The organism is Winogradskyella eximia (genome assembly GCF_003386165.1).
Classification (GTDB): domain Bacteria; phylum Bacteroidota; class Bacteroidia; order Flavobacteriales; family Flavobacteriaceae; genus Winogradskyella; species Winogradskyella eximia.
On sequence record NZ_QRDV01000001.1, the window covers coordinates 1,335,926 to 1,347,926 of the forward strand.

The window sequence follows — 12,001 nt, forward strand, 5'->3', positions numbered from 1 at the left end:
AGATGGCAGAGCCAATACCTTACCTTCACCCAAAAGCAGTTCTGTCTATGGATATTGAAGTAAAAGTGAATAAACCAAACCCAATTTTATCCAAAGAAAAAGTGGTAATCTATAATCGTAATGTAGATGTTAAGTCCACAATTAAAGCTTTAGAGACTGGCAACAATGTTTTAATTACAGAATTTTATAATAACGGATCTATCCTAATTAAAGAGTTGCAACAACATCTTAGTGAAAAATTACCTAACAAATCGTTTAAAGAACAACGTGAATTTAGATTAGTATATCATAAATTGTCTAATCTTATACTAATAGAAATTGAGAATCATCAATTACTAGTTAAAAAATCACCAAATATTGGTTGGTTTGAAAAACTATATCCAGATACTAAAGATTTGCTTTTAACCTATCCGCAAGTACAAGGGTTAAATAGTTCTTGGCAATGGTATAAAAACGGAATTACTATTCCTGTTTTACGAAACAAGATTCATCCTTATTATGGCGTTTATTTTCCAACACGTTTTGAGCATTTAGAGTTGTTTGATAATTGGCTAAAGCGCTATTCTGGTCCTAAAAAGACAGCTATCGATGTTGGTATTGGCAGCGGAATATTAGCCATGCAATTAGTAAAGCATGGTTTTCAAAAAGTATTGGGTACGGATACTAATTCTAATGCCATTGTTGGTTTGAAAGAATCTATGGGGACGACAAAACTCTCTCGAAAGATAGAGCTAGATTTTGCATCACTTTTTGGCAAATGGAACCAACCAACAGAACTCATTATTTTTAATCCTCCTTGGTTACCAGAAACTCGTAATTCAGAAAACTTAGATGAAGCTATTTATTATAATAAAAGCTTATTTAATAATTTCTTTGAAGCGGCAAAAGAAAGATTATTACCAGACGGTAAGTTGGTGCTTATATTTTCAAATTTAGCACAAATTATAGGCTTATCAAAGGAGAACCCGATAGAACAAGAGATAGCAAATGGTGGACGATTTCAATTAGAGCGTTGTTTTACTAAAAATGTAAAAAAAGGATCTGAAAAAACGAAGCGCGATTTAAATTGGAGGAATAAAGAGGAAGTTGAGCTTTGGGTTTTAACTCATAAATAAAGTGTAAACAATAGTGATTATCGTAATTGCGAGATGTTATGCCGAGAAAAGTCTAAATGACTAATAACGAGAAAATCTATTTGTTTCTAGTTTAAGCTTACAGGTTTTACTTGTCTATGAGCTTATTTAGCTATCTTGATTAACTAAATAGTATATATGAAACAAGTTTACAAATCAACCTCTATTATTGATTTTGAAAGTTTTACTTCCAGTTTAAAGCTTGGTGTTTATCTTTTAAAATTGATGACTACGGAAGGAGAATCAATCACTAAAAAAACTTATAAAAGCATAGATTAAAATGCTTTAGAGTGTTACAAATGATGTAGGTCATTTTAGAAGTGAGTACTAAAAAGTATCTTAGAGTATTAAATATTAATGCTTTATGAAAACTTCTAAACATAAATTACACAAAAAAATCTATTGGGTTTTAATCATTTTATCCTTAGTTATTGATTATATCTTTTATAGTGTTTTAAAAGATCAGTTCTCGTTATTCTTTCTTGTTTGTTTTTCTGGCATACCTTTCTTCTTATTTGCGACAGGGTGTTTTGGGTTATTATGGCCAAAAATTAAACCAGAAGGAGATGATGAAGTTTATATTAGCCATTCATTAATAATAGGCTTACTTTTTATCGTTTTGTTTTTTATTCATGTTTGGATTATTTTACCAAGTATTTGTCCAGAATTTGGTACACTTTTAGGGGTTTAAAACTTATGATAATTAGTAATTTAAAATTAACTTATGTTTTTTAACGTATAAATTTTATTTTAGCTAAATGCAAGAAGACTTCCTTCATTACATTTGGAAACATAAAGCCTTCGACTCCTTATTGTTAAAAACAACAAAAGACGAAACGATTAGTATTTCTAATTTAGGACAGCACAATCATAATGCTGGTCCAGATTTCTTCAATGCACAACTAAGTATTGCAGATCAGCTTTGGGCTGGTAATGTAGAGATACATATTAAATCTTCGGATTGGTATATACATAACCACGAAATCGATAAAGCTTATGATAATGTCATTCTACACGTGGTTTGGGAACATGATACCGAAATCTTTAGAAAAGATAATTCTGAAATTCCAACTTTAGAACTTAAGCACTATGTAGATAAAAACTTGATCTATAAATATGAAAAACTGATGCAATCTAAATCTTGGATTAATTGTGAATCTAGTTTTTTAGAGGTGGATGATTTTTTACTTAATAATTGGTTAGAACGACTTTATATAGAACGCTTAGAAAGAAAATCTGAAACTATTGAGCAATTACTGCAAGATTCTAATAGCGATTGGGAAGCGGTTTTGTTTAAGATGTTATTAAAGAATTTTGGACTTAAAGTAAATGGAGAATCGTTTTTTAGCTTGGCAAATTCAATAGATTTTTCAATCATAAGAAAATTGCAAAATGATGTTTTAGATTTGGAAGCCTTGCTTTTTGGTCAGTCAGGTTTGTTGATAGACGAAAATATTGAAGACCGTTATTTTATATATTTAAAAAATCGCTATGGGTTTTTAAAGCAAAAATTCAAACTAGAAAATCAAGGAGTATTACCACTACAGTTTTTTAGATTACGACCACCAAATTTTCCAACCATTCGATTGTCTCAATTTGCAAATTTATACAGTTTAGAACAGAATTTGTTTTCAAAAGTGATGCAATTTAATACACGAGATGAGTTTTATTCATTTTTTAATAAAGGAGTTACAACGTTTTGGACATCACATTATACGTTTGCTAAAACTTCAAAAGTGTTTAAAAAAGTCTTAACCAAATCTTTCATAGATTTACTAATCATTAATACGCTAATTCCATTAAAATTTAGTTATGCTAAATCGCAAGGAAAGACTATTGATGATAATGTATTCAAGCTTATAAAAGAGATTAAGATAGAGAATAATAGCATAGTGTCTAAATTTTTAGATTTAAAAGCTATAGAGAAAAATGCATTAAGTTCTCAGGCTTTATTGCAATTAAAACAAGATTATTGTGATAAAAATAAGTGTCTTCAATGTGCAATAGGCAATAGTTTAATTGTGAAAAAGAAGTAAATTGCAGCATGAAATGGTTCTACAACTTATTATTGTATTTTCAAAAACGAGGTTATTATGTTTGTCAACGTATTGCAGACCGCTTAGGTATTAGAGCTAAAATTGTGAGAACCACGTTTATGTATCTTACTTTTGTAACCGTAGGTTTTGGTTTTGCACTATATTTGTTTTTGGCGTTTTGGATGCGAATTAAAGATATAGTATACACAAAACGATCTTCTGTTTTCGACTTATAATTACATTGTTATTACATGGATAATCCACTTTTAAGACTTTATAGATCTAAGATTTACACGGCTGTAATGATGTTAGTGCTTTTACTCTGTATTGGAGTTTTGGGTTACAGATTTATTTCAGATTTTGAATGGCTAGATGCGCTCTACATGACTGTAATAACAATAACTACAGTGGGTTTTGCAGAGGTAAATCCTTTAGATGAACAATCTAAAATTTTTACAATATTTTTAATATTGGCAAGTGTAGTTATTGTGGGTTACGCTATTTCAATAATCACCGAATTTATATTAAATAGAAATAATATAGAAGATATAAAACAACGTAAGATGCAGAAGAAAATTGATGCTATGACTAATCATATTATTATTTGTGGTTATGGACGTAATGGTAAACAAGCGGCAAAAAAGTTAAGTGATTACGGAAAACCTTTTGTAATTATTGAGCGTAATAAAGAAACTATTGAAAAATTTCAAGACGATGATATTATCTTTATTGAAGGAAATGCGAACGAAGATGAAATACTTCTTTCTGCAGGTATCGATAAAGCAAGTACGCTAATTTGTGCTTTGCCAAATGATGCAGATAATTTATTTGTGGTATTATCAGCTAGACAGATTAATTCAAAATTGACCATAATAAGCCGAGCTTCTGAGGAAACTTCGTATAATAAGTTAAAATTGGCAGGTGCTAATAATGTTATTCTACCAGATAGAATAGGAGGTGATCATATGGCATCTTTAGTGGTAATTCCAGATTTGGTAGAGTTTATCGATAATTTAGGGATTGTGGGAGAACGTAATATCAATATTGAAGAAGTTAAAGTAGAACAGCTTTATAATATTAATGAAGTTAAAACCATCAGAGACTTAGATTTACGTAGAAAAACAGGTTGTACTGTTATTGGTTTTAAAGATGATAAAGGAGATTATATTGTAAATCCTGAAGCAGAAACAAAGTTGATTCCAGGTTCTAAAATTATTGTTTTAGGGCGTCCAGAACAGATTGTGAAACTGAATTCTAAATATAATATTGTATAAAAATTCAATCGTTTTATAGCTTCAGACTTTATTGGTTCAGTTTTTTTTTGCATCTTGTCATCTTATAAACTAAAAAAAACTAACTAATCACTACACACATGAAGAAGTATCTTCTATCAATTCTTACACTTTTATTACCACTATTAAACTTTGCTCAAGAAACAACTTCCGAAAAAATTGATACCATTTTTAAGGATTATACAGGTTGGTTTGTTGATGCTATTTTTTATGAAATTCCATTTTCAGAAACATATAAAATTCCATGGGTGCTAATTGTATTAATAGGTGGAGCATTGTTTTTTACTATCTATTTTAAATTTATAAATATTACTGGTTTTAGAATGGCTATTAGAGTTGTTAAAGGGCAGTATGAAGATATTGAAAAACATGGAGCAGACACTTTATATGGTGATAATACTGCAAATGAGGGTGAAAACATAATTGAAACCATGAGAGATGATGGTGCAGACGGAGAAGTTTCGCATTTTCAGGCTTTAACAGCAGCTTTATCAGCAACTGTTGGTTTAGGGAATATAGCAGGTGTTGCTGTAGCCTTATCTATTGGTGGACCTGGAGCAACATTTTGGATGATTGTTGCAGGATTATTAGGAATGGCTTCAAAATTTGCTGAATGTACACTTGGTGTAAAATATAGAGATGTTGGTGATGATGGTACCGTTTATGGTGGTCCAATGTACTACTTAACTAAAGGTTTAAAAGCCAAAGGTATGGGTGGTTTTGGTAAAGTGCTAGCTGTATTGTTTGCCATATTTGTGATAGGAGGTTCTTTTGGTGGTGGAAATATGTTTCAAGCCAATCAAGCTGCTGCGCAATTTGTTAAAGTATTCGATTTAGATCCGGCTTCTAATGCAGGTCTTTATTTTGGTTTAGTTATGGCAGCTCTTGTAGCAGTTGTAATTATTGGTGGAATAAAGCGTATTGCTAAAGTAACTGAAAAAGTAGTGCCATTTATGGCAGGAATATATGTGTTAGCTTCTTTAATAATTCTAGGTGCTAATTTTAGTTTAATTGATGATGCATTTGCATTGATTTATGAAGGTGCATTCTCAGGATTGGGTATAGCTGGTGGACTTGTTGGTGTAATGATTCAAGGTATTAGAAGAGGAGCATTTTCTAATGAAGCCGGAGTTGGTTCTGCTGCAATTGCACACTCTGCGGTCCGTATTAAATATCCTGCATCAGAAGGTATTGTTGCGCTTTTAGAACCATTTGTAGATACCGTTGTTATCTGTACAATGACAGCATTGGTTATTGTAATCACTAATTTTGATGGTGGTTTTATGGAATATGGTGTTGAAATTACAGAAGGTGTTGAAATTACAGCTACAGCTTTTGATTCTGTGATTCCGCATTTCTCAATTGTACTTACAATCGCTGTTATATTATTTGCTTTTTCAACTATGATTTCTTGGTCTTACTATGGTATGCAAGGTTGGGTGTTTTTATTCGGAAAGGGTAAAGCATCAGATTTAGCTTATAAAATATTATTCTTATTCTTTGTAGTTGTTGGTGCTTCTATAAGCTTAGGAGCTGTAATTAATTTCTCTGATGCCATGATTTTTGCTATGGTTGTACCTAATATAATAGGTGTAGTGATTTTGTCTCCAGTCATTAAGAAGGAATTAAATAAATATTATAAAGCTATCAACGTTAAGAATGATGCCATTGAAGATGGAGCAGATGATTTAAATGAAATTTTATAAAATAGAATTATAAAGTATGAAATCCCATTTCTTGTTTACTAATCAACAACGGAATGGGATTTTTTTATTGTTGGCTGTAATAGTGATTATTCAATGTATCTATTGGTTTGTACCAAATATTTTCACGGATACAACTACGGATAAACCTGTAAACGAAAATGAATTAGAAACGTTTAGAAAAGAAGTAGATTCATTACGACTAGTTGAAATAGAAAATAGGAAACCAAAAATTTATCCTTTCAATCCAAATTATATAACAGATTATAAAGGTTATACTTTAGGAATGACAAATGAAGAAATCGATAGGCTTCATAAATTTAGAGAACGTAACCAATGGGTTAATTCAGCTAAAGACTTTCAAAAAGTTACCAAGGTTTCAGATTCATTTTTAGACATAATTTCTCCTTATTTTAAATTTCCAGATTGGGTAACAAATCCTAAGCCAAAGACTCAAGGTTATAGTAATTCTTATTCAAATTCTTCAAAACCTAAAACATATCAACAGAAGGTAGACTTAAATTTAGCAACGGCAAATCAGTTAAAAAAGGTTTATGGTGTTGGCGAAAAATTATCCGAACGGATTATAAAATATAGAGACAAGTACAAGGGAGGGTTTATTTCAGATGTTCAACTTAGTGAAGTTTATGGATTGTCTCCAGAAGTTATAGAGCGTATTAAAAATGATTTTACGGTTAAAACACCAAGAGCAATTAAAACTTATAATCTTAACACAGCAACTAGAGATGAGTTAGTCACTATTCAATTTATCGATTACGAAGTGGCTCATAATATTATTGAAGAACGAACTCTTAGAGATGGCTTTAAATCTCTAGAAGAGTTAACAAAAGTTGAAGATTTCCCCATCAAAAAATTCGATATAATTAAGCTATATTTGTATTTATAACAAACAACAATTTATGTCTAATTTATATTTTACAGAAGAGCACAATTTATTCCGAGAAAGCCTCAGAGAATTCTTAAAAAAAGAAGTTGTACCACATATTGATAAATGGGAAGAAACAGGTCATATTGAACGTTTCATCTGGAAAAAATTTGGTGATATGGGTTATTTTGGTTTAGCAACACCAGAAGCATATGGAGGCTTAGATTTAGATTTATTTTACACTGTTATTTTTCTTGAAGAAATGCAACGCATAAATTCTGGTGGATTTGCAGCAGCAATGTGGGCACATGCATATTTAGCGATGACACATCTTAACAAGGAAGGAAATCACGAACAAAAAGAAAAATATTTAACGCCTAGTGCTTTAGGTGACGCCATAGGTTGTCTTTGTATTACTGAACCTTTTGGAGGAAGTGATGTTGCAGGTATGCGTACAACTGCAGTGAAGAAAGGTGATACTTATGTTATTAATGGTTCAAAAACTTTTATAACAAATGGTGTTTATAGTGATTATTTAGTGGTTGCTGCTAAAACGAGTCCAGAATTAGGAAATAAAGGTATTAGCATTTTTGTAATGGATAGAGATACGCCTGGTATCTCGGCAACAAAATTAGATAAGTTAGGATGGAGAGCTTCAGATACAGGTGAGATTGCATTTGATAATGTTGTAATTCCTGCTTCTAATTTAATGGGTGATGAAGGTCAAGGTTTTCCATACATAATGCAACATTTTGCGTTAGAGCGATTAATAATGGGAGTGAATTCGCATGCTAGGGCAGAATATGCTTTAGAATATGCCAAACAATATATGTCTGAAAGAACAGCTTTTGGAAGAACTATAGATAAATTTCAAGCCTTAAGACATACTTATGCAGATTGCGAAACACAGATGGAAATTTGTAAACAATTTAACTACTATGTGGCAAAAAGATTAGATATGGGAGATTATGTTGTAAAAGAAGCAACAATGTCTAAATTACAATCCACAAAAATGGCAGATGATGTTATTTACCAATGTCTTCAGTTTTTAGGTGGTTACGGTTACATGGAAGAATATCCATTAGCACGTATGTCAAGAGATAGCCGATTAGGTCCTATTGGTGGAGGAACTTCCGAAATCTTAAAAGAGATTATCGCTAAAATGGTAATTGATAATAAAGACTATAAACCAGCAACATAACTGATTAAATTATCATTTTAGAGAAAATTGTTTTTAATATCGCTAAAATGGTAATTGATAATAAAGACTATAAACCTGCGACTTAATTTTGTGATTATTATATTTGAAATATAGGTCTTAGATCTGTTAAATTGAGAACTCGTGAATTTATTCACGAGTTTTTTTGTTAATCATCATTTTTTACGCTAATAGTTTATGATTTATTAACACGCAAACGTTTTCGTGAATTATTGGATTTCTATTGAAGTCATTATTCCTGTAAATTTAGAGATATAACAAAATCTTAATATTCATGAATAATTTAAAAATCATTGGTCTTGCCTGTTTAATACTATTTCTTTTTAATTGTAGTCAGGATGAAATTTTTGTAGAAGAACAATCAGCTCAAACTACCGAGACAATAGTAGAATATGCTAAACGTGATGGACTAAAACCAATTGGTTCAGGTGTTATGATGCAAGCTTTTTATTGGGATGTTCCTGCAGGCGGAACTTGGTGGAATACTGTAAACTCTAAAGTAGCAGATTGGAGTAACGCTGGTATAGATGCCATTTGGCTTCCTCCAGCTTCAAAAGCACAAAATGGTCCTTTTTCTATGGGTTACGATCCTTTTGATTATTTTGATTTTGGAGAATACAACCAAATGGGAAGTGTTGAAACACGTTTTGGATCGAGAACTGAACTCACTAAATTAATTGATGCAGCACATCAAAATGGACTTAGTGTAATAGCAGATATAGTAATTAATCATAATAGTGGAGGAGCAAGTGAGGCTAATCCTTATGCTGGAGGTAATACATGGACGGATTTTAATCCTATGTCAGGTAATTTTTATCGCTCAGCTAATGATTTTCATGCCAATAATATACACTCTAATGATAGTGGAGCATTTGGAGGTTATCCAGATTTATGTCACAATCAAACTTATGTGCAAGATTGGTTATGGAATAATTCAAATAGTGTAGCAAAATATTATAGAGATGTTATAGGTTTTGATGGATGGCGTTTTGATTATGTTAAAGGTTTTGAACCTTGGGTTGTAAAAGCATGGAAAGATGAAGCAGGTGGATTTGCCGTTGGTGAATATTGGGATAGCAATGTGTCTACCTTAGATTGGTGGACAAGTACTGCAGAGGCAAGTGCTTTTGATTTTGCGTGCTATTATAAAATGAAAGATGCGTTTATGGGTAATAATTTAACGGTTCTAAATGATAATATGTTGTGGAAGCAAAATGCCACAAGGGCAATGACATTTGTTGCGAATCATGATACCGATGAAATCATAAATAATAAAATTTTGGCTTATGCTTATATCTTAACTCACGAAGGTTATCCGACTATATTTTATAAAGATTATGAGGAATGGTTAAATAAAGAGCGATTAAATAATTTAATATGGATTCATAATAATTTGGCTGGTGGAACAACAAATATATTACATGCAGACACAGACGAATATATAGCGAGAAGAAACGGTTATAATAATGCTGGTCTTGTGGTTTATATTAATAATTCAGATTTATGGCAAGAAAGATGGATAGAAACTAATTGGTCTAATACTATTATTAAAGACTATACAGGTCACTCTGCTTGGGAACCTACGACGCAATATGGTAAATGGGTTAAAATACAAGCACCACCAAAAAGTTATTCGGTTTGGTCAGTAAAGTGATTTTTTATTGTTTAGTTTAAATCCTGCCAAAGTGCAGGATTTTTAATATTATGCTAAATTAATACCAACTAATCGTTATATTTATTTTTATTGAAACTAGTTGGATGAGTCTTAAATTTTTTTCAGAGTATTTATTATTAGAAAAAAAATATTCTAACCATACTGTATTGGCCTATACAAAGGATATAGAAAATTTTCAAACCTTTTTAAATCAACATAATTATCCTGAAGATTTAATACAAGTTGGATATTCAGAAATTAGACAATGGATTGTAACGTTAGTAGATGCTGGTATTTCTAATCGTACTATTAACCGAAAAGTATCTTCATTAAACACTTATTATAAGTACTTACAAAAAACTGAAGACATTAATGTAAATCCATTAAAACAGCATAAAGCCTTAAAAGTTGGAAAAAAAGCACAATTGCCATTTTCAGAACAAGAATTAAAAACTGTTTTAGAAAATTCTATAGTAGTAGATGATTTTGAAAGTGCAAGAAACCATTTTATTATTGAGCTATTTTACGCTACTGGAATTAGACGTATTGAACTCGTAAATTTGAAACTAACTGATGTAGATAAGAGTAATAACCAAATAAAGGTATTGGGTAAACGAAAAAAAGAAAGATATATTCCTTTAATAGAATCGTTATCAAAATCCCTAAACTCTTATTTAGAATATAGAAACAATTTACCAACTATAGATGATAAGGAGTATCTGTTTTTAACAAAGAGTGGTCTTAAAATTTATGAAAAGCTTGTTTACAGAATAATAAATAAGTATTTTAGTGAAGCATCTACGAAAGCAAAATGTAGCCCTCATGTAATTAGGCATTCGTTTGCAACGCACTTGTTAAATCAAGGTGCAGATTTAAATACAGTAAAAGAACTTCTTGGACATACAAGCTTAGCTGCTACTCAGGTTTATACACATAATAGTATAGCTGAATTAAAAAAAGTACATGCTAAATCACATCCAAGAAATCAAAGTTAAGTATAACTTAATGCCAATAATCAATAAATAAGTACTTAACAAATGCGTTTTAGTACCCATGTTTAACTTAAAATAAAATATATGAAAGTAAACACTCAATCCGTTAATTTTACAGCAGATAGTAAGCTGATAGATTTCATTCAGAAGCGAATGGATAAATTAGATTTGTTTTATGATAAAATAATTCAGTCCGATGTATATTTAAAAGTAGAAAATACAAGTGATAAAGAAAATAAAATATTCGAAGTTAAAGTAAGTGTGCCAGGAGATAGTTTTGTTGTAAAGAAGCAATGTAAATCTTTTGAGGAAGGAGCAGATGCCGCAATTGCCTCATTAGGAAGGCAAATCAAAAAGCGAAAAGAAAAATTAAGGGCACATAGTTAAAATTTTTTTAAAAAATGTTTTGAATAGTAAAATAAAGTCTTACATTTGCAGTCCGTTAGAAATAGCGGACTTTTTTATGGTCAGTTTTTGATCTTGAAAAAGTAAAAAAGGCCGATGTAGCTCAGCTGGCTAGAGCAGCTGATTTGTAATCAGCAGGTCGTGGGTTCGAGTCCCTCCATCGGCTCTTTAAAAGTTTGGTTTTTTTGATTAAAAAATAAGCTTTTATTGTTTGAAATATTGAAATTAAGTTTTGGGGAGATACTCAAGCGGCCAACGAGGGCAGACTGTAAATCTGCTGACTACGTCTTCGCAGGTTCGAATCCTGCTCTCCCCACAAATAATTTTTGCAAATAGTTTTGAAAATTAAACTTCATTAAGCTACTTTTGCAAAAAAAAAAATGAATCTTGTTTTTGTGGGTTCATTAAGAATGAAATATTGATTACCTTTCAGAATGTAAAAATTTTGATAAAATGCGAGAGTAGCTCAGTTGGTAGAGCGTCAGCCTTCCAAGCTGAATGTCGCCGGTTCGAACCCGGTCTCTCGCTCTAAAATTTACGAGTTAAGATTTAGACTTTTATATCGTAATTCGAGAATCGGCTACCGTAAGTGAAAAGCCGGTGTAGCTCAGGGGTAGAGCGTTTCCTTGGTAAGGAAGAGGTCACGAGTTCAATTCTCGTCATTGGCTCTTTTTTCTAAGT

Annotated in this window: 12 protein-coding genes and 4 tRNA genes; all 16 read left to right on the plus strand. The window is 31.3% G+C overall.

Features of this window, described 5'->3' with window-relative positions; translation table 11 throughout:
- Positions 1-2 precede the first annotated feature (2 nt).
- The 16 genes from DFQ10_RS05610 (at position 3) to DFQ10_RS05680 (ending at position 11,988) form a co-directional block, all read left to right on the plus strand.
- Positions 3-1,115 (plus strand): methyltransferase, encoded by a 1,113-nt coding sequence (locus DFQ10_RS05610; protein WP_317124889.1) that lies wholly within the window; start codon positions 3-5, stop codon positions 1,113-1,115.
- Positions 1,116-1,271: 156 nt separating this feature from the next.
- A complete protein-coding gene (locus DFQ10_RS18550; protein ID WP_181897582.1) occupies positions 1,272-1,412 on the plus strand; it encodes a hypothetical protein in 141 nt (46 codons plus the stop codon).
- An 85-nt stretch (positions 1,413-1,497) separates the two neighbouring features.
- On the plus strand, positions 1,498-1,824 hold the full coding sequence (locus DFQ10_RS05615) for a hypothetical protein (protein ID WP_115816369.1): 327 nt from the start codon (positions 1,498-1,500) through the stop codon (positions 1,822-1,824).
- Positions 1,825-1,891: 67 nt separating this feature from the next.
- Positions 1,892-3,169 (plus strand): DUF2851 family protein, encoded by a 1,278-nt coding sequence (locus DFQ10_RS05620; protein WP_115816370.1) that lies wholly within the window; start codon positions 1,892-1,894, stop codon positions 3,167-3,169.
- An 8-nt stretch (positions 3,170-3,177) separates the two neighbouring features.
- On the plus strand, positions 3,178-3,405 hold the full coding sequence (locus tag DFQ10_RS05625) for a PspC domain-containing protein (RefSeq protein ID WP_115816371.1): 228 nt from the start codon (positions 3,178-3,180) through the stop codon (positions 3,403-3,405).
- A gap of 15 nt (positions 3,406-3,420) precedes the next feature.
- On the plus strand, positions 3,421-4,443 hold the full coding sequence (locus DFQ10_RS05630; protein WP_115816372.1) for a potassium channel family protein: 1,023 nt from the start codon (positions 3,421-3,423) through the stop codon (positions 4,441-4,443).
- A 98-nt stretch (positions 4,444-4,541) separates the two neighbouring features.
- Positions 4,542-6,167, plus strand: coding sequence for an alanine/glycine:cation symporter family protein (locus DFQ10_RS05635; RefSeq protein ID WP_115816373.1), 1,626 nt, complete (start codon positions 4,542-4,544; stop codon positions 6,165-6,167).
- 16 nt (positions 6,168-6,183) lie between these two features.
- On the plus strand, positions 6,184-7,071 hold the full coding sequence (locus tag DFQ10_RS05640) for a ComEA family DNA-binding protein (protein WP_115816374.1): 888 nt from the start codon (positions 6,184-6,186) through the stop codon (positions 7,069-7,071).
- Positions 7,072-7,084: 13 nt separating this feature from the next.
- Positions 7,085-8,251, plus strand: a complete 1,167-nt coding sequence (locus tag DFQ10_RS05645; protein WP_115816375.1) for an acyl-CoA dehydrogenase family protein — start codon at positions 7,085-7,087, stop codon at positions 8,249-8,251.
- 292 nt (positions 8,252-8,543) lie between these two features.
- Positions 8,544-9,923 (plus strand): alpha-amylase, encoded by a 1,380-nt coding sequence (locus tag DFQ10_RS05650; RefSeq protein ID WP_115816376.1) that lies wholly within the window; start codon positions 8,544-8,546, stop codon positions 9,921-9,923.
- Positions 9,924-10,027: 104 nt separating this feature from the next.
- Positions 10,028-10,918, plus strand: a complete 891-nt coding sequence (locus tag DFQ10_RS05655) for a tyrosine-type recombinase/integrase (protein ID WP_115816377.1) — start codon at positions 10,028-10,030, stop codon at positions 10,916-10,918.
- Between the two features lie 81 nt (positions 10,919-10,999).
- Entirely contained in the window at positions 11,000-11,302 is a 303-nt protein-coding gene (gene hpf / locus DFQ10_RS05660) for a ribosome hibernation-promoting factor, HPF/YfiA family (RefSeq protein ID WP_115816378.1), read from the plus strand.
- Positions 11,303-11,412: 110 nt separating this feature from the next.
- Positions 11,413-11,486 (plus strand) — tRNA-Thr (locus tag DFQ10_RS05665).
- A gap of 68 nt (positions 11,487-11,554) precedes the next feature.
- Positions 11,555-11,636: transfer RNA gene (locus tag DFQ10_RS05670), tRNA-Tyr, on the plus strand.
- Between the two features lie 139 nt (positions 11,637-11,775).
- A tRNA-Gly gene (locus DFQ10_RS05675) sits at positions 11,776-11,848 on the plus strand.
- A 68-nt stretch (positions 11,849-11,916) separates the two neighbouring features.
- Positions 11,917-11,988: transfer RNA gene (locus DFQ10_RS05680), tRNA-Thr, on the plus strand.
- Positions 11,989-12,001: the final 13 nt, after the last annotated feature.

What these genes read in the sequence shown, in the direction of transcription:
- hpf (WP_115816378.1), top strand. Translation starts at nt 11,000, where the DNA reads ATGAAAGTAAACACTCAATCCGTTAATTTTACAGCAGATAGTAAGCTG.
- DFQ10_RS05655 (WP_115816377.1), top strand. Translation starts at nt 10,028, where the DNA reads ATGAGTCTTAAATTTTTTTCAGAGTATTTATTATTAGAAAAAAAATAT.
- DFQ10_RS05645 (WP_115816375.1), top strand. Translation starts at nt 7,085, where the DNA reads ATGTCTAATTTATATTTTACAGAAGAGCACAATTTATTCCGAGAAAGC.
- DFQ10_RS05630 (WP_115816372.1), top strand. Translation starts at nt 3,421, where the DNA reads ATGGATAATCCACTTTTAAGACTTTATAGATCTAAGATTTACACGGCT.
- DFQ10_RS05640 (WP_115816374.1), top strand. Translation starts at nt 6,184, where the DNA reads ATGAAATCCCATTTCTTGTTTACTAATCAACAACGGAATGGGATTTTT.
- DFQ10_RS05625 (WP_115816371.1), top strand. Translation starts at nt 3,178, where the DNA reads ATGAAATGGTTCTACAACTTATTATTGTATTTTCAAAAACGAGGTTAT.
- DFQ10_RS05635 (WP_115816373.1), top strand. Translation starts at nt 4,542, where the DNA reads ATGAAGAAGTATCTTCTATCAATTCTTACACTTTTATTACCACTATTA.
- DFQ10_RS05610 (WP_317124889.1), top strand. Translation starts at nt 3, where the DNA reads ATGGCAGAGCCAATACCTTACCTTCACCCAAAAGCAGTTCTGTCTATG.
- DFQ10_RS05615 (WP_115816369.1), top strand. Translation starts at nt 1,498, where the DNA reads ATGAAAACTTCTAAACATAAATTACACAAAAAAATCTATTGGGTTTTA.
- DFQ10_RS05650 (WP_115816376.1), top strand. Translation starts at nt 8,544, where the DNA reads ATGAATAATTTAAAAATCATTGGTCTTGCCTGTTTAATACTATTTCTT.
- DFQ10_RS05620 (WP_115816370.1), top strand. Translation starts at nt 1,892, where the DNA reads ATGCAAGAAGACTTCCTTCATTACATTTGGAAACATAAAGCCTTCGAC.
- DFQ10_RS18550 (WP_181897582.1), top strand. Translation starts at nt 1,272, where the DNA reads ATGAAACAAGTTTACAAATCAACCTCTATTATTGATTTTGAAAGTTTT.